The sequence below is a fragment of the Candidatus Poribacteria bacterium genome, from assembly GCA_028820845.1.
Lineage (GTDB): Bacteria > Poribacteria > WGA-4E > WGA-4E > WGA-3G > WGA-3G.
Genome location: JAPPII010000009.1, coordinates 1 through 17,399, shown reverse-complemented (window position 1 = coordinate 17,399; position 17,399 = coordinate 1). Strand labels below are relative to the sequence as shown.

14 protein-coding genes are annotated in these 17,399 nt (G+C 47.7%); 3 read left to right on the top strand and 11 right to left on the bottom strand.

Annotated elements, in window-relative coordinates:
- Nucleotides 1–32 precede the first annotated feature (32 nt).
- From OXN25_01680 to OXN25_01650, 7 genes are all read right to left on the bottom strand, one after another.
- Nucleotides 33–749, bottom strand: a complete 717-nt coding sequence (locus OXN25_01680) for an SDR family NAD(P)-dependent oxidoreductase (protein ID MDE0423558.1) — start codon at nucleotides 747–749, stop codon at nucleotides 33–35.
- Nucleotides 750–858: 109 nt separating this feature from the next.
- The gene (locus tag OXN25_01675) at nucleotides 859–2,070 is read right to left on the bottom strand and encodes an ABC transporter permease (protein ID MDE0423557.1); all 1,212 of its coding nucleotides are present in this window, start codon (nucleotides 2,068–2,070) and stop codon (nucleotides 859–861) included.
- Between the two features lie 111 nt (nucleotides 2,071–2,181).
- Entirely contained in the window at nucleotides 2,182–4,263 is a 2,082-nt protein-coding gene (locus tag OXN25_01670; protein MDE0423556.1) for an efflux RND transporter periplasmic adaptor subunit, read from the bottom strand.
- 142 nt (nucleotides 4,264–4,405) lie between these two features.
- Entirely contained in the window at nucleotides 4,406–5,419 is a 1,014-nt protein-coding gene (locus OXN25_01665) for an aldo/keto reductase (GenBank protein ID MDE0423555.1), read from the bottom strand.
- Nucleotides 5,420–5,439: 20 nt separating this feature from the next.
- Complete coding sequence (locus OXN25_01660) at nucleotides 5,440–7,164, bottom strand: AAA family ATPase (protein MDE0423554.1); 1,725 nt, start codon at nucleotides 7,162–7,164, stop codon at nucleotides 5,440–5,442.
- 27 nt (nucleotides 7,165–7,191) lie between these two features.
- On the bottom strand, nucleotides 7,192–8,235 hold the full coding sequence (locus OXN25_01655; GenBank protein MDE0423553.1) for a Gfo/Idh/MocA family oxidoreductase: 1,044 nt from the start codon (nucleotides 8,233–8,235) through the stop codon (nucleotides 7,192–7,194).
- Nucleotides 8,236–8,238: 3 nt separating this feature from the next.
- Entirely contained in the window at nucleotides 8,239–9,720 is a 1,482-nt protein-coding gene (locus OXN25_01650; protein MDE0423552.1) for a peptidase S10, read from the bottom strand.
- Nucleotides 9,721–9,884: 164 nt separating this feature from the next.
- Between OXN25_01650 and OXN25_01645 the strand changes: the two genes are divergently transcribed.
- Nucleotides 9,885–12,941, top strand: a complete 3,057-nt coding sequence (locus OXN25_01645; GenBank protein ID MDE0423551.1) for an N-6 DNA methylase — start codon at nucleotides 9,885–9,887, stop codon at nucleotides 12,939–12,941.
- Nucleotides 12,942–13,210: 269 nt separating this feature from the next.
- On the opposite strand, the gene OXN25_01640 is transcribed toward OXN25_01645, so the two are convergent.
- Both OXN25_01640 and OXN25_01635 read right to left on the bottom strand, forming a co-directional pair.
- Nucleotides 13,211–13,798 (bottom strand): HNH endonuclease signature motif containing protein, encoded by a 588-nt coding sequence (locus OXN25_01640; protein ID MDE0423550.1) that lies wholly within the window; start codon nucleotides 13,796–13,798, stop codon nucleotides 13,211–13,213.
- A 59-nt stretch (nucleotides 13,799–13,857) separates the two neighbouring features.
- On the bottom strand, nucleotides 13,858–14,610 hold the full coding sequence (locus OXN25_01635; protein MDE0423549.1) for a hypothetical protein: 753 nt from the start codon (nucleotides 14,608–14,610) through the stop codon (nucleotides 13,858–13,860).
- Between the two features lie 53 nt (nucleotides 14,611–14,663).
- Between OXN25_01635 and OXN25_01630 the strand changes: the two genes are divergently transcribed.
- Entirely contained in the window at nucleotides 14,664–14,948 is a 285-nt protein-coding gene (locus tag OXN25_01630; protein ID MDE0423548.1) for a transposase, read from the top strand.
- Between the two features lie 20 nt (nucleotides 14,949–14,968).
- Entirely contained in the window at nucleotides 14,969–15,790 is an 822-nt protein-coding gene (locus OXN25_01625) for an IS3 family transposase (GenBank protein ID MDE0423547.1), read from the top strand.
- 61 nt (nucleotides 15,791–15,851) lie between these two features.
- Here the strand turns inward: OXN25_01625 and OXN25_01620 are convergent, their stop codons facing one another.
- Nucleotides 15,852–16,409 carry a nucleotide-binding protein gene (locus OXN25_01620; protein MDE0423546.1) on the bottom strand — a complete coding sequence of 186 codons (558 nt, stop codon included), beginning with the start codon at nucleotides 16,407–16,409 and terminating at the stop codon, nucleotides 15,852–15,854.
- Nucleotides 16,410–16,487: 78 nt separating this feature from the next.
- A complete protein-coding gene (locus tag OXN25_01615; protein MDE0423545.1) occupies nucleotides 16,488–17,372 on the bottom strand; it encodes an IS3 family transposase in 885 nt (294 codons plus the stop codon).
- Nucleotides 17,373–17,399 lie beyond the last annotated feature (27 nt).

Here is a 17,399-nt window from a genome sequence, read left to right as displayed (position 1 = left end):
TAGGTGCGGTTTGTAACCGCACCGATTTCCTTTTAAGTAAAAAATTCCTCATTATACGGGCGGACATCTACTTCAAAAGTCCACGAACTCCGTTCCTGCTGTATCAAAGCCCAATAGGTATCCGCGATCGCATCGGGTTCAAGGAGCGGCTCGTTTTCTCTGAGTTTATAGCGTTGCCGTACCCCCGGTGTATCAATAACACCGTCGATAATGATGTGCGAGACATGGATACCCTGTGGACCGACTTCACGGGCAAGTGCCGATGCTAAGCCGCGTGTGGCATACTTCGCACTGCTGAACGCCAGCGCGCCTGCTCTGCCACGGACAGCAGATGTCGCACCCGTGAATAGTATATTCCCGCCACCTTTCTGAAGCATCCCCGGTACGACTTGTTTTGAACAGAGAAATCCACCGAGCGTACAAACGCGCCACGCACCTTCAAACGCTTCGGGTGTGAGATCGGCGAAACTCCCCCAAGCAGCGTTCCCTGCATGATTCACAAGGATGTCCGGATCGCCGAGTTCTTCTCGAATGCGTGCGAAACTTGCTGCGACTTCCTCGGCTTCGGCAACATCTGTTGGGATGGGTATGGCTTTACGACCGGATTCTCCCAATCTTGTAGAGAGGTTTTTTATGTAGGCGGATGAGCGTGACAGGAGGGCTACGTCGCAGCCTTCCTCTACAAATTTACGGGCGAGAGCAGCCCCTAAGCCAGGTCCCACACCCGCAATAACTGCTATTTTTCCCATAGTGATTCCTTTTTATGCTATCGTGAAACTTAAAATTAAAAAGACCTTTCAACATCTTGACGACTGAAAGGAACCTGCGTGAGCAGGTTTCCGACCTGACCGCTAACCGTTATTCATGTCTAAGCGCATCAATCGGATGGAGTTTGGATGCCTTCCACGCTGGATATGCCCCAAAAAAGATGCCTACCAACGCGCTGACAACAAAGGAGACCATGCCATATATCGGCGAGACAAGGGTTCGCCACTCCCAGAACGATGTCACCAATTCTGCACCACCGACGCCGACACCAATCCCAATGACACCTCCTATGACTGCAAGGCTTGTAGATTCGACAAGGAACTGAACGAGAATATCGGAGCGTTGTGCCCCGACGGCTTTGCGTAACCCAATCTCTTTCGTCCGCTCCGTCACAGAAACTAACATAATATTCATAATACCAATACCACCAACAACTAAAGATACCACGGCAATTCCCAAAATCAGATTAGTGAAGGTTTGGTTTGATTCTTCGAGTGTTTCCATGAATTCTGCTTGATTCCGAATGTGAAAGTCAAGTTCTTTATTTGGGGCAATTTCGTGTTGCTTTCGGAGGAGTTCGGTTACTTCAGTTTCTGCCGCTTCGAGAAGTTTATCGTCATTCGCTTGTATGCTAATACTTGATAGGTACTCCTCTCCGAAAACACGTTTCATGGCGGTTGTATACGGAATGAAAACTTGGTCATCCGGGTTTCGCCAACCGCTTGCCCCTTTTTCCTTCATAACACCTGCGACGTGGAAACCGACGTTCTTAATTTTTACAGTTTTGCCAACAGGGTCCACACCTTCAAAGAGGTTATCAACAACGGTTTTGCCAAGTACACAGACGCGTTCACGGTATCGGATCTCACTGTCTGTAAAGAACCTTCCGTTCTCAACTGTAAAGTTTGCCGTGACAAGATACGCCGGAGATGTCCCAACAATGGTCGTATTCACATTTCTGTTGAGATATTTCACTTGGGCACGGCTGCTAACTTCGGGTGTAACATAACCAAAAGTCTGTCCGCGCGCTTCTAATGCCTCCATATCTGCGACAGTAAGGCTTTTGCGCGCATCAGCAGAACCGCGTCCGCGGGTCCTGCTTTGCCCTGGACGAACAGCGAGAATGTTCGCACCGAGCGTTTGAATCCGTTCTGTAACGTCGGCTTTCGCGCCTTCTCCAATTGAAGTCGTCGTTATAATCGCCCCAACCCCGATGATGACCCCTAACATCGTTAACATAGACCGGAGTTTATTCGCCAATAAGGCACTGAATGCGTTTGTAAGACTCTCCAAGATACTCATAAGTATTTCCTCCTATGCCTCTGACCGCGGTAGGTGCGGTTTCTAACCGAACCGGATCTTGCGAATGTATTTTTCATGTCATTAGCTACACCAGCAAGCCGATTGATAAACCTATCGTCCACCACGGCCGCCGCCACCGGTCATTCGGCGCATTGTGGAAGCCGGATTCTGCATCATGCGTCGCCGCCAATCTTCACCACCGCCGCCACCCCCAGGTCCAGCACCCCCGATTACAACGGTATCCCCTTCGGCAAGCCCAGAAATGATTTCGATTTTGTCAAAACTGTTGACACCTGTCACGACCGGCTGTGGTCGTCCGGGTTGTCCGTCTGGTCCGATAATTCTCACCATTTTCCTGCCTCGCATATCAAGCACGGCTTCAGTTGGTAATGTGAGAATATCCATTCTGTTAACAGCCGAGATCTGGACGGTGGCGTTCATGCCGGGCTTGAGGAAGGGTATCTTTGTATCTTCGGTCTCTGCGGGTTCAGGTTGCGTTGGTGCTTCTACAATAGGTGCTTCTTCAAAGAAGCCTCCGAAAAGTCCACCCCAATCATCGTCAGGAGTCTCTTCTGCTTGTGCGACAGGTTGTTCCTCCGTCGGGGTCGCTTGTGTCGGAGCTTCTTGCGCATCAGGGCTTGACCTTTCGCTTGCACCACCTTCTGCCTGCCGTTGTTGACGCATCGCACGGAAACGTTCCCGCTCCTCCTCAGTCATATTTGCGAAGTCTGGACGGGCACCACCGCCTTGTCCTTGCCATCTGCCAGCACCTCTTACCGTGCCTTGCCGTGTGCTTGTCGCTTCCACGTTTTTCAACTCAGAGGTCACTTCAAACGTCGTCACATTCTGGATCGCTTGACCTTGGGGTGCAATTTTCAAGACTTCCCCTTGGAACGGCGTATCGGGATAGGCTTCGACTGTGATTGTTACAGGTTGCCCGATCTCTATCTTACCGATGTCGGTTTCGTCAACATCTGTCACAACATAGACGGTGTCGAGGTCAGCCATTGTGACAAGCGTTTGCCCTTCTTCTGAGGCAAGTGAGGAGAGACGTGAAGTGATTACCTGTCCCTCTTCAACCAATTTTTCAAGGATTGTTCCAGAAATAGGGGCTTTGATAACAGTATCGTTATATTCGATTTGACGAAGCTCCAGCTGCGTTTCACTCCGTTTGACCGATGAGCGTGCAGTCTCCAGGTCGCGTTCTTTCCGTTCAATTTGTTTTCGATTCGCCTCTGTGAGTTTCAAAGACTCTTCAGCCTGTACAATCCGTTGCTGCTGAAGTTCAATGTCCATATCTCGTGTGGCTTCAGCCTCTACGCGTTCTTTGGCGAGCGCGAGGTTGAATTCCGCCTTTTTAATATCCGCGCGCCCGAGTTCAAGTTCGGCTTCAGTGGCGGGTTTCTCTACCAATTTCAGGTTTTCCTCAGCGGATTTATATCGCGCCTCTGCCGATTTAAGCTGTGCCTGTGAGGATTCTAATGCTGCTTGTGAAATGAGCTCTTTCTCGTAGAGTGTTTTGTTCCGTTTATGCTCTGCTTGCACGAGTTCTAAGTTTGCTTTTTCTTGATCTAAGGAGGCTTGCGCCCGCCGCCTATTTTCATCCCGCACTTCATCAGATGTCAGCAATTTATACCGAATCTCAGCGATTTTGAGGCTGTTTTCGGCATCCATGACCCCGCGGGCATTTGCTATCTTTTCAAGCCGAATCTCCTCCTGCAGTTGGACGAGGCGTTGTTTCGCTTCAAGGAGAGATTCCTCAGCTTGACGAATCTGGATTGCCGATTGTTCTTTCTGGAGTTGGAGGTCAATTTCTGCCTGTTGCAAACGCGCTTGCGCAGATCGCAAATCCGCTTCAGCCTGCTCCAAGCTAATTTGGACGTAGGTGGTTTCAATAATCGCGATGATGTCATCTTGCTCGACGTAATCACCGGCATCAACATTGAGTTTTAGAATCTTTCCGCTCGCTTTGGAACTGACCTTGACGATATTCAACGGTTTGATAGTCCCCGTTGCGTCAATTGTGACCGCAATATCCCCCCGTTCAACGATTGCTGTTTTAACTGCTGATGCATCAGCATTGGCTGCTTCGTCTTTGGTTGCAAATACCATGCGTCCCACGACAACCGCGACCGCTGCAACCAGGACAGCCGCACCAACAATTGCAATAAGTTTCCATTTTCTTATTAGCATTATAGATACCCCTTCTAATAGTAAGACGCTAAATTATCTTTTCCCTTTCTTTCGCTCCGAAGAGTATGTGGCTGAAATATGTGCCGCTTTGCTAATTTAGTCAAATCGAAAAGAGAAAAGTTCGCTTTTTTGAAGGGTAGTTCTACAAACTCGGCATATTAACCGCACTATCCCGTCGTTCATGCATATTCTTTTCCATCGCTTCCGGGTACCGATCCGGCAGATGTGAGACCTCGTTGAGTTTTTGAAGTGCTTCGCCTTCAAGTCGCCACCCTGCTGCGCCGAGGTTATCACGCAGATGCTCCGTATGCCTTGCCCCAACAATCACTGAGGTCATTGCGCGTTGTTCAAGCACCCACCGGAGCGCAACTTGCGCAGGACTCCGTTCAAGTTCATCAGAGACATCAAACAGTGTTTGCAACGTCTCATCAGCGTTCTCAGCAAAATAGCGTTCCGGGTATGCCCAACCCTCTTCGGAGCGTGTTCCACCTTGCGTCCGTTCCCCCGGTCTGTATTTACCAGAGAGGAATCCACCCGCTAACGGACTCCATACAACGACACCCAACCCTTTAAGTTCACAGAGCGGCACAAGTTCTTGCTCTATATCTCGCACAACGAGGCTATACTGTGGTTGATAGCAGGAGAACTGTGTCCAACCGTTCGTATCGCTGAGCCATAACGCCTCGGATAATAGCCATGTTTGGTAGTTACTGCACGCCGTATAGCGTACTTTTCCTTGTCGAACCAGATCGTCGAGTGCTTGAAGCATTTCTTCTAATGGGGTTTGTAAATCAACGTGGTGGATATAGTAGATGTCTACATAATCCATCTGTAGACGTTTAAGGCTATCGTCAATCGCTTGCATGATATGGACGCGAGACATACCAGAGTCGTTGGGACCGGTACCCATCGGGTTGAAAAATTTGGTCGCTACGACCGCATCGCGTCGTCGTCCCTTGAGTGCCTTGCCAAGCAGGATTTCAGACTCGCCATCCGCATAGGAATTAGCCGTATCAAAGAAGTTCACACCTGCATCCAAAGCCAGATCCACCATCTTGTGTGATTCCGTTTCATCGGCACCGTGACCGAAGGTCATCGTCCCTAAACAGATTTCAGATACCTTGAGTCCACTTTTTCCTAATCTTCTATATTCCACGTTTACCTCCTTTTTATATTTTACACACTGCCCAACGGCACTGCTTTATTGGCGACCTCTAAAACCATGTCCAGTACATTGGTGACTTCAGGATCAATCTGTTCTGCTGGTAGATATTCAACTAAAGTATAATAATTTGTTTTTCGCATAAAATTCGTCATTTCCAATTTTTCAAAGAAAGCCTCGAAAAGTGGATCTAGGAAGTCGTCAGTCACTTTTATATCTGGAGACCATGGCGATTCTTGACGGAGTGTTACTCGGGCTTTTTCAATTTCCGTAATGATTTCCTCCATCGTAGTAGCCCAAGTATCCGAGAACAGAGGGCCTCCCGCTGCATTGCGTACCCAGCCAATTAACACTTTTTGGGTGGGAACAATGTAGTTCTCAATCTCGCGCCGCTGCCATGCATAGGTTATTAATCCAGGAACTTGCTGAAGCTGCCCAGTAATTCGATCAAGGAGACAGAATCCCACCAGATCTGGTTTTGCCTCTCGTAACGCATAAAAGTGCTTATGAGCTTTTCCTTGTCGGTTGCTGATGTCATAGGTATAAGGTGCTTTCAATATTTTTTGCGCGGGGTGATCGAGTTTCTCGGCAAATGCTTGCAAGATTGAGAGGTCTGTAGACCCTTCAAGATAAAGCACCCAACCCCTTTGCTGTGCTTGGTAATATTGTTCAAAATCAAAGTCTATAAGCGATTTAAGCAATTGACTGCCGCGATCGTTAATACGATGGGGCTTACCAAGAAATGCGATAACAGCATCGTCGCGCTTTACTGCCGCTCTGAGGACAACCTCAGAATGGCTGGCGGCAACGATCTGGCTCCCGTGTTCCATTGCCAAGTCTGTAAGGACCTGATAAATTTGCCGTTGCCGAAGGATTTCGAGGTGTGCATCGGGTTCGTCAAGTAATAAAACAGAACCCGGGTGTGTAGCAATGTAGGCAAGTAGTAGAAGCGTTTGCTGTAAACCGCGTCCCGATGAAGAAAGGTCTAAAGATACATTAGACGCTTCCCGATAACTCATCGTAATCTCTCCACGTCCCGGTATATAATCCGGTTTCTCAAGTTGTATGCCAAACAGATCGTTGATTTGCTTGCAGAGTCCTTTCCATTTTTCTTCATCTTGTGAAATTTGATAACAGAGATTCCGCAAAACCTCTGCTGTCCGTCCCTCTCCAATCCGGACATTGATTGCCCCTTGATCGAGTCGTGTTTCGTTGGATGTGAGTCCAGACATCGGGGGCAGGAAGGCAACAGAGAGGCGTTCCGCCTCTTCTGCGACAGGCATTCGAGCGGATACTTCCCCCTCTATTTCTGATGTTCTCAGTGGGCGACAATAAAAAGATTCCTGATTGGCATAATCAAACTCAAAACCACATTGCCATGCTTTGTTAGCGGTAACACCCTCCACAATAATATCTATACGGACGTTTTGAGTCCGTTGTCTACCCTCAACCCTTTTCACGTCGCGAACTTGCAAATCTCGCCAGAGCAATCGCGCATTCGGCACAGGAACAGAGATGAGGTCGAGCCGGTTGATGACAACACCCGGACGCTTTTCCGGGTTTGTTTTCCCTTTGCGGTTGTCATTCCACCGTTTGAGACCTATTTCCCATAAAGCAAGGGCTTGTAACGCTGTTGTCTTGCCGGAGTTATTCGGACCGATGAAGACGACCGGATTCCCCAATTCAATCTCAACTTCGCCAAAGTGTTTGAAATTACGGCAAATCAATTTTGTCAGCATCTTTGCCTCCGAATGCCATTATTTCTGTCAAACAGCGACAGTCTCACCTTCCGAGCGAAGCCCCGCCTCATAAACTTTCATCACTTCCAACGCAAACTCAAGCGAGCCTTGTTCCGCCGGTCTGCCCTCCAGAATACAATCACAGAAATACCGCATCTCCTGGTAGAAGCCTTGTGTGAAAAATGCTTTGTTTTCAAGCGTTCCCAGACTGTTTTGCGGTTCCCAGACAATCGCGCCGCTGTCAAAGCCTTCAGGCACATAACTCGTGCTACCGCTGTAATTGAAAGACACGCCGCGCTGGAGTACGACACGTACACCGTTCTGAATTTCAGCATGACACCCATCGCCGAAAAACTGATAGAGTTCCGAAGGCTGCCCATGTCTCGCACCATCAGCCAAATGGAAGTTGCCAATCACACCGCTTTCGTATTCCAATATGCACGCGCCGCCACCGCGCCTGCCTCTGTGAGCCGTCACATTTGCAACCTTCCCACCGACCGCGACGAGCAGCGACAACGGATGTACCCCATTTTGAAGCCAATTCGTATGTACCTTCTCGCGTAGGATACGTTTGCCATCGCTCGGAATCGTCATCGGATAGACCCCTAAAATGCTGCGTAAGGCACCGTATTCCTCTGTTGCAAAGATTTCGATAATCTTCTGCGTCGCGGGCATGAACGCCTTTTTGAATCCAACCACGACGACGCGATCCTTCCGGTGAGCGATCATCTCCGAAACTTCATCCGCAAACATCCCCGGCGGCTTTTCTAACCAGACATGCATCCCCGCATCCAGTGCCTCACACGTCAATTCGGGGTGCAGACGCGGCGGTGCACACAAAAAAACAGCGTCCAATTCTTCGCTCTCAAACATCTCTGCCATGTTTGGATAAAACGCATCAACACCGTACTGCTTGGCAGTGATACGCGCACGCTCGATATCAAGGTCGCACAACGCCTTCAGCCGTACCGGAAGAAAGGTCATTGTCGGTAGTACATTCCGATACCCGTGTGAACCGACCCCCACAACCGCAACATCTAACCGCTTCTCAAATTCTCTCTGATAACTCATAACCTACTCCCCTGAAAGCACACTATCAAGATATGCATCCAGGTCTCTTTTCATCTTCTGCAATTCGCCTTGGTCAATGTACATCATGTGCCCTGCCTGATAGTAAGCCATTGAGATGTTGTCCTGTAAGGATTTATCGAGTCCAAGGTGACTAAAGGTATACTCTGATGCCAAAAACGGTGTTGCCAGATCGTAATAACCGTTAGCAACAAAGACCTTTAGCGCAGGGTTGGTCGTCATCGCCTTCCGAAGCGTATCCGCAACGTTGACGTATTCATTCTGGTGATCGCCATAGTCCCATGGATGCACACGCCTGCTCAAGATTTCATACGGAAGGTCAGACGCAAATTCCAGTTCATCACGGACGTAGTAGTTGAGCATTGCCGTGTATGCGCCTTGAACAACTGCTGAACTGGGGTCGTATTCATACATCTCACCTGCGGAATCCCGATCAATACCTTTGTAGCGACTATCGAACCGTCCGACTGTGCGATCTTCGTCTCGGAGAAGCTCCTTGCAGAAACGGGCGATGTTAATGCGCAAGTCCGTCCGCTCAATATATTCAGCACTCAACCCAGTATATTTCACGAGTTGTTGCGTAATGTTAGCACGTTGGTCAGCAGGTAACGCACTCCCTTGCATCAGAGCCGTCGTGTAATCGCCCATTGCGAATACTCTGACCTCGTCCATAAAGGACTCAAGTTGGACATCCGCTTCCAATTTACCGTGATACAATGCCGTCGCTGCATAAGTAGGCAAATAGAGGATATACGGCAGATCGTTTCCAGGTGCAAACCGGATCGTCTGAAAATTCAGAACGACCGAGACGAGCATAATACCGTTGAGATAGGTACCGTGCCGTTCCTGCAGGTAACCGGAGAGTCCACTGGCGCGCGTCGTTCCGTAGCTTTCGCCAATGAGGAACTTCGGTGAACCCCAGCGTTTATAGCGTCCCAAATACAGCAGGATAAAGTCTCCCACAGACTCAATATCCTTCTTGAACCCATGAAACTGCTTTGCCTCTTCCCCCGGTACTGCTCTACTGAAACCCGTACTCACAGGATCAATGAAGACCAGATCCGTCTTGTCTAAAATGGAGCAGTCGTTATTCTTGAGTTCGTATGGAGGCTGTGGCAGTTCGCCGTCATCGTCAGGTTTCACACACCGCGGACCTAACACACCCAAATGTAGCCATACCGACGAAGATCCAGGACCTCCATTGAAGGAGAAAGTTATTGGGCGTTCGGACAAATCTTCTACATCATCGCGGGTATACGCAATAAAAAACACCGACGCTTTCGCTTTCTCACCTTCCTTATCGACTTCCTCTTTTAGCACAAGTGTCCCCGTCGTCGCGGTATAACGAATCTCTTCACCGTTAATCGTAACGCTGTGATGTGTAACCGAGAGGTTATCTTCGGGGGTAGGTGGGTTGTTCTCTTCAGCTGAACTCTCTTCAGAGGTCTGTTGTTCTTTTTCACTCATATTAACTTTTCCTCCGTACTTTTTTATTCCCAAGACTTAAGCACACTACCGCATAACCGCATTATAGCACATTTTACAGAAACGGGTGTGACAAAAATCAATGGAACGAAAATCAAAACCGAAAACGAATTGACTCATTACTCCAAACCTGTTATGCTATTTTCATGCCAAAACTCAACCTCAAACCCAACCATAAAGCAATCCGAGACTACTATGCTACGCTGCAACAGTACGACAAGCACGCCATCACACACGAAGGTGCCGTCAGCGCGCCTTTTGATACACTCCTACAAGCTTGTGCGAAACAGGTCAACGCCACACTCGTCCCGCAATATCGTATGCAGGCACCAGAAGGCAACCGCATTGTCATTGACGGTGTTGTCCTTGACGCTTATGGACTCCCATTCGCGTACTGGGAGGCAAAAGATACAGATGATGACCTCATCAAAGCCGTCCAAGACAAATGTGACGCTGGCTATCCGCTCGACAATACCCTCTTCCAAAACCCAACGCGCGCCATCTTATACCAAAACGGACAGGTCGCACTGGACACCGACATCACCGAACCCGCGCGTCTGATTGGCGTACTCCAATATCTATTCACTTATACCGCACCCGCACTCGACAATTGGCAGACAGCCGTCTCGGATTTCAGGGAACATGTCCCAGACCTTGCAAATAGGCTAAAGGAACTCATTGAAGAACGCCACGACACCGATACAGCGTTCAAGAAGGCGTTCACCGATTTTTACGAAACCTGCCGCACCTCCATTAACCCAGACCTTTCACAAGATGCCGTTGAAGAGATGCTCGTTCAACATATCCTCACCGAACGCATCTTCCGTACGGTCTTTAACAATTCCGCCTTCACCCGCCGAAATATCATCGCACGCGAAATTGAAAACGTTGTGGATGCCCTAATCCGAGAGGCGTTCAGTCGTGAAGAATTTCTCAAACCCTTGGATCGGTTCTACGTGGCAATTGAGCAGGCATCGGCACTCTGTAAAGACTTCTCCCAAAAACAGCACTTCCTCAACACCTTTTACGAGAAGTTTTTTCAAGGGTTCTCCGAAGATGTAGCGGATACACACGGTATCGTCTACACGCCACAACCCATCGTAGATTTCATGGTGAAGAGTGTCGAACATATCCTTGATACCGAGTTCAATCGGTCCCTGTCGGATACCGGTGTGCATATCATCGATCCATTTGTTGGCACGGGTAACTTCATTGTTCGACTCATGCAGGACATCCAAGGCACGACGTTAGAGGCAAAATACCGCCATGCGTTGCATTGCAACGAGGTGATGCTTCTGCCCTACTACATCGCCAGCCTGAACATTGAACAAGAGTACTTCCGTCGGACGGGTACGTATCTGCCGTTTGAAGGGATAGTGCTTGCCGACACATTTGAGCTGCTTGAGCGGCAGCAAGGCGAACTCTTCACACGTGAAAACACGGAACGGGTTGAGAGACAAAAGGCGGCGGATATGTTCGTCGTCATCGGTAACCCGCCTTACAACGCGTGGCAGGTGAACGATAGCGACAACAACAGAAATCGGAAGTATGAAACAATGGACGCGCGAATCACAGACACCTACGCTGCAGATTCCAAAGCGACACTTAAGAGTGCCCTCTACGATCCATACATCAAAGCGATTCGATGGGCATGCGACCGTATTGAAGACGAAGGCGTTGTTGCCTTTGTGACGAACAGCGGATTTCTCGAGGGTTTGGCATTTGACGGGATGCGAAAACACCTATCGGAAGATTTCGACACGATTTACGTTCTGGATCTGGGTGGCAACGCACGGAAAGGATTAAAGATTTCCGATGCAAATGTGTTCGGAATTCGGGTTGGTGTGAGTATCAATTTGTTTGTCAAGAACAAGCAGAACCCATCAGAAAAACCCAATATCTTTTATTATCGGACCGATGATTTGTGGAATAAGGAGAGAAAGTTTAATTTTCTGAATGAACACCAACACATAGGAACCATAGAATGGAATCCAATTCAACCGGATAAACAGTATGCATGGTTAACCGAAGGGCTCCACGCCGAATTTGATACGTTTATCCCGGTGGGAACGAAGGAAGCGAAAGCAGCAAAGGGCGAAACGGCGGGTGTGATTTTCAAAACCTATAGTGCAGGTGTTAAAACAGGTCGCGATGCTTGGGTTTACAACTTTAACCGAGATGTCCTTAACGAGAACATTCGGGGAATGATTGGCACTTACAACGCAGAGGTGGATAGGTGGAATCGTCGAGAAAACCAGCGGGTGAATGTCAATGATTTTGTGATTTATGATGACACAAAGATTAAATGGGATCGGGAATTACGTCAACACTTGCAACGGGGCAGACCTGCTGAATATGCAGAAAACAAGGTGCGCAATACACTTTACCGGCCCTTTACAAAATCAAACCTATTTTTTGATCGCGTTCTCAACAATTGTGTCTATCTGTTTCCGTCTATTTTTCCTATACCAGAGACTGAGACAGAAAACCGGGTGATATGGCTTAAGGTTGGGAAAGAATTGCCGATGTTTTCACTAATGGCAAACCAGATTCCAGACTTACTGCCACAGAGCGGTTCCCAATGTTTTCCCTTCTATACCTATGCCGAGAACGGCACGAATCGACAAGAGAACATCACGGATTGGGCATTGGCAGAATTCCAAAACCATTACGACGACAACACCATCACCAAGTGGGACATTTTCCACTATACCTACGGACTCTTGCACCACCCTACCTATCGTGAGAAGTATCAGATGAACCTCAAGCGCGATCTGCCGCATATCCCCTATGCCGAGGATTTCTGGGGATTTGCCAACGCAGGCGCGCAGTTAGCAGACCACCACATCAACTACGAATCCTGCCCGAAATACGATAAATTAAAATACATCGAGACCCCCGATACCCCGATAGATTGGCGCGTTGAGAAGATGCGATTGTCCAAAGATAAAACGCATCTGAAATATAACGATTTCTTGACGCTGGCGGGTATCCCCCCGGAAGTGTACGACTATCAGTTAGGCACGCGTTCTGCATTGGAATGGATTGTAGATCAATATCGTGTCAAGACTGACAAACGGAGTGGGATTGTGAACGACCCGAACCGGGTGGGGGAGCCGCTGTATATCGTAGATCTCATCGCCCGCGTTATCCATGTAAGTTTACGGACAGTGGAAATTGTCAAAAACTTACCTGCCTTGTAGGTTTTGATTCCATTCTCTGCTGGAGAGGTTTCCTAACCTCGCCTATGCTTGTCTGAATCGCGGATTTATCGGATTACACAGATTACGCGGATTTTCATAACTTTTTTGTTTGATCTCCAGCCCGCGAAGGGAGGCATCTGTGTAGAAACATGTGTCGCCAAAAAACAAAGCTCCAACGGGGCGAAATGTGTATAGAAACGCGTCCTCCAGTATCTTCAGCTCCAGCGGGGCGAAATGTGTATTGCAATTAACTTCAACCGTTATACCCATCACTCGCCATACTCGTCACTTGGAAAATACTTTTGAAATTCCGGTTTTATCCGATAGACAGTATCACAATAACCTTCCAAACCGACCTCTGAAGCAGGCACTACGTCCGTGTAATCCTCTATCGCCTCCGTAATTTTAGGTTCAACTACTATATCGTCGCAGGCAAACATAATTGCGAGGTTGTCAAGGAGTGAGGCAATTACGGGGTCTGTTCCTAACTGATTTGCGATATTTTCATACTTATCAGTATTCATTTGATAATGAAAGTTCGCCTCGTTCCAAACAGAATAAGGTAGGATTTTCTTTGGGTTTTCACTTTCCTCTATCGGTTCGGTTTGGCAACAATACCGCGGCACGTTACCATAAAACCCTCTTACATCAGACTTTTGCATGTGGCATTTTGGACAGAGAGCTTGCAAGTCCTGAATACTTTCTTCACCCAGCGTGTCATAGTGCAAATGGTGGACTTGGGTTGCCTTTCTGTAGCACCCGCCCTCACACTCGCACTTATGTTTACATGCCTCTAATTTTTCCTGCCGTTTCGCTTTCCACTCTTTTGAACGCATATATTTCTGATAATTTACCACTCGGATTTCTCTCCTTTTGATTTACACAATAAGTAGTTTTGGGATGAAATTATGGTTATCTAAAACAACCTACCGAAAACAATACTGATTATACCGAAAACAATAGTGGCAACAAAACCCATTATGCCAACAAGAATACCAATTATAGCAAGTTTGTGGGTAGTCGTTTTTGGTGGGTTTTCCGGCCCTGTAATTCTTTTCCATAGGTTAGAGGCTGTGGTTTTAACCTGTATGCACCATATTATTGGGAATGTCATTTTAGGGTTTTTGTTTACCCACTTTTTTCTTCTGTAGCCAAACAATGTATAACCTGTTATTTTTTCATATCTTTCCCTGTTTATACACGTATAACGCCATTTTTTTCGGAATTTTAGAGACTCCTGGGAATCCGCCTCTGATCGTCTAAAATATCTGTTATTCGGATATAGCCATAGGTGGTCAAAATCAGCGTAGGTTTCAATATCTGTACGACGATTATTAATGGCATAGGTTGTAACCCCACTACGAGTTTCCGGCTCAACTATAAATACAGAGCATTCTATTTGGTCACCTATTTCTAATGCCTTGCTAAGAGAAAGGCACTTGTTTATACTACCTCTGCGATAGTCCTCCTTTGTTATCTTTTCAAATTCGCTATGGAAGTCGGTGGGATAACGGTCGGGACTTATGTAAATCCTTACTTCTTTTGAAATCTGAATATCACTTAGTGATAGGTGTTCAACGCTATCGCTTGTGACCGTAATTGTAAAATGATAACCTACGAGTGGTTCTGTAACATAACCAGTTGTACTGCCACCGGAAATTAGGGCCACCCCCTAAGGCAAGATTGTGATATACTAACAATCTACTCGAAAGGAGGATTCCGATGGCGAAACGAACGAGATACACACCCGAGTTTAAAGCGGAGGTCGTTCTGGAGGCACTCCGCGGTGAAACTTCGCAAGCAGAAGTCTGTAGACACCATAACCTCAGCGAACAACAGCTGTCGAAGTGGAAACAGCAAGCGATTGAAAACTTTGCGTCTCTGTTTGGATCCAAGGATAAAGCGTCAGCGGCGGATGCGTCGCGGATCGCTCACCTTGAGCAACTCGTTGGGCGTCTCACGGTCGCCTTAGACATTGAAAAAAAAGCCGCGAAGTGGTTGACCTAACGGCATCAAAGAAACGAGAAATGGTGGAAAAAGTGCACAATGCTTCTTCATATTCGATTCGACAGATTTGTAAAACCCTCGGCTACAACCGGAATCTTCTCTATTATCAACCCAAGAGCGACCCTTCTCAAGAGGGACTGCGAACGAGAATAGAGGAGTTAGCGGCGACCTATCCAACATACGGATATAGACGTATCACGAAGCTGCTGGTGGCTGAAGGATACACCGTTGGGTATAAGCGCGTCACCCGGTTGATGAAAGCAGCCAACCTCTTGGTGGCTGTCAAACGGGCGTGTCAAACGACCCACTCCGCTGAGAGTCGGCAACCGTGGCAGAATCGCCTGAAGACCCTTGATATCTGCCGATGCGATCAGGTCTGGGTGGGTGATATCACCTACGTCCGACTCAACAGACGCTTCGTCTATGTCGCTCTGCTCATGGATGTCTTCACGCGCATGATTAGAGGGTGGAATCTCAGTCAACACTTGACGCAATCTTTGACCTTGCACCCCTTAGAGCAAGCTTTAGACGACGGGGTTTGTGAGATTCATCACTCTGATCAAGGCGTGCAGTATCTTTCAAATGCCTATATCTCACTGCTGAAGCAGCATGGCGTTGAGATTTCGGTAGCGCACAGAGGGCGCCCTTGGGAGAACGGATACGCAGAACGGTTGATCCGCACCCTCAAGGAAGAAGAAGTCCACCTTAACGACTATCAGAACATCCACGAAGCGAGAGATCGCATCGATCATTTCATCACACAAGTGTATCATCTCAAACGCCCACATTCGGCGTTAGGGTATTTGACACCTATGGAATTTCAGCAAAAAAACTTGTCTTAACTTTAGGGAATTGTGGCCCTAATAAATGGTGGCACTACAAGTAATATCTATTTGCATTGTTTTACTCTAATATAGATTCTGGTTCCAAGACCTCACGAATATCCTCAAAGGCTGCCCTAATGTTTCCTTTTGGAAATGAGATATATGTAATTCCGTGAATGTTACTAAAATCCTCACAACCTTCCTCGAGTAAAATGATTGCCCTTTCATAACCAAGTTGAGCTTGAAACAACCCGATTTCATGAATCACGTTACTACGAGCGTGTAGCGTGCCGTCGGTATGTTCGTCCTCACCTGTCATAATAAGAAATGCCATACAACACGATTCCAGCATTTCTTTGAGACGGTCACTGGTGATTTTACCAGCCTGTGGAATACGATTGAATTCTTCGTAAGGAAGCCCTAATGTATTCTCTAAAAAATCCTTAAGTTTTAGCCACTCAAGTGAACCGCCATGCCCAATAAAGTATTTTGTTTGGTTATTGGGAGTGATATTCTGATCCGTATTTAATGATAAATCCACAAGTGAATCCCTATTTATAGATCTTGCGATTGTTTTAAGGGCATTTTCGGCTTCTTCTTTACTTGTAAAACCGTATACATATTGATCAGGAATCATGTCAACAAAGTGCCTATCACTGGTCTGCATAATACAGATTGTAGTGCATACGCGTATTTAGACCACAATTTCGCAAAGTTAAGATAAGGTTTTTCGTTGAAATTCGATAGGTGTCAGATACCCTAACGCCGAATGCGGGCGTTTCTGGTGATACACCTGTCTGATAAAATGTCCGATGCGATCTCTCGCCTCGGTGATGCTTTGATAGTCATTGATGTCAACTTCCTCCTCTTTGAGCGTGCGGATGAGTCTTTCGGCATATCCGTTCTCCCAAGGCCGTCCGCGGTGTGCCACGGAAATCTCAACGCCTTGTGCTTGGAGTGTTGCGATATAAGCGTTTGAAAGATACTGCACGCCTTGATCGGAATGATGAATCTCACAGACGCTGTGGCAGAATGCTTCTTGGAGCGGTTTGAGCGTCAGAGTTTGGTTCAAGTGTGGACCGAGCTGCCACGCTTTGATGATTCGGGTGAAAACGTCCATGAGCAGTGCGAGATAGACGAAGTGTCTCTTGAGACGGATGTAGGTAATATCAGCCACCCAGACCTGATCTGCATGAGAAATCTCAAGCGTTTCGATCAGGTTGTGCCACGGTTTATCCCCCTGAAGCGATCTTGTTGTTCGACAGACACGCGTGACGGAGACGCGGAGATGATTTTCTCTCATCAACCGGGCGACGCGTCGGGTCCCAACAGTGTATCCCTGACGCACCAAGAGCTCTCGGATACGCCGATATCCGTATCTCGGATACGCGCCAGCAAGTTTCTGAATTTCAGCGAGAAGCACCTCTTCAGACGGATCCGCTTTCGGCTGATAATAGAGACTGCTCCGGTTGACACCGAGGATACCACAAATATCTCGCACGGAATGCTCCTTTTGCAATGCCGATATGAAGCTTCGCTTTTCGGATAAGGTTAGTCCAACTCCGTCAATAGTTTTCGCAATAAGTATTTTTGGACACACGAAAAGTGCCGTGGACCTTGATAAATA

Coding starts and splice junctions, on each gene's coding strand:
- OXN25_01630 (MDE0423548.1), top strand. CDS start 14,664: ATGGCGAAACGAACGAGATACACACCCGAGTTTAAAGCGGAGGTCGTT.
- OXN25_01675 (MDE0423557.1), bottom strand. CDS start 2,070: ATGAGTATCTTGGAGAGTCTTACAAACGCATTCAGTGCCTTATTGGCG.
- OXN25_01660 (MDE0423554.1), bottom strand. CDS start 7,164: ATGCTGACAAAATTGATTTGCCGTAATTTCAAACACTTTGGCGAAGTT.
- OXN25_01680 (MDE0423558.1), bottom strand. CDS start 749: ATGGGAAAAATAGCAGTTATTGCGGGTGTGGGACCTGGCTTAGGGGCT.
- OXN25_01620 (MDE0423546.1), bottom strand. CDS start 16,409: ATGATTCCTGATCAATATGTATACGGTTTTACAAGTAAAGAAGAAGCC.
- OXN25_01625 (MDE0423547.1), top strand. CDS start 14,969: ATGGTGGAAAAAGTGCACAATGCTTCTTCATATTCGATTCGACAGATT.
- OXN25_01670 (MDE0423556.1), bottom strand. CDS start 4,263: ATGCTAATAAGAAAATGGAAACTTATTGCAATTGTTGGTGCGGCTGTC.
- OXN25_01650 (MDE0423552.1), bottom strand. CDS start 9,720: ATGAGTGAAAAAGAACAACAGACCTCTGAAGAGAGTTCAGCTGAAGAG.
- OXN25_01645 (MDE0423551.1), top strand. CDS start 9,885: ATGCCAAAACTCAACCTCAAACCCAACCATAAAGCAATCCGAGACTAC.
- OXN25_01655 (MDE0423553.1), bottom strand. CDS start 8,235: ATGAGTTATCAGAGAGAATTTGAGAAGCGGTTAGATGTTGCGGTTGTG.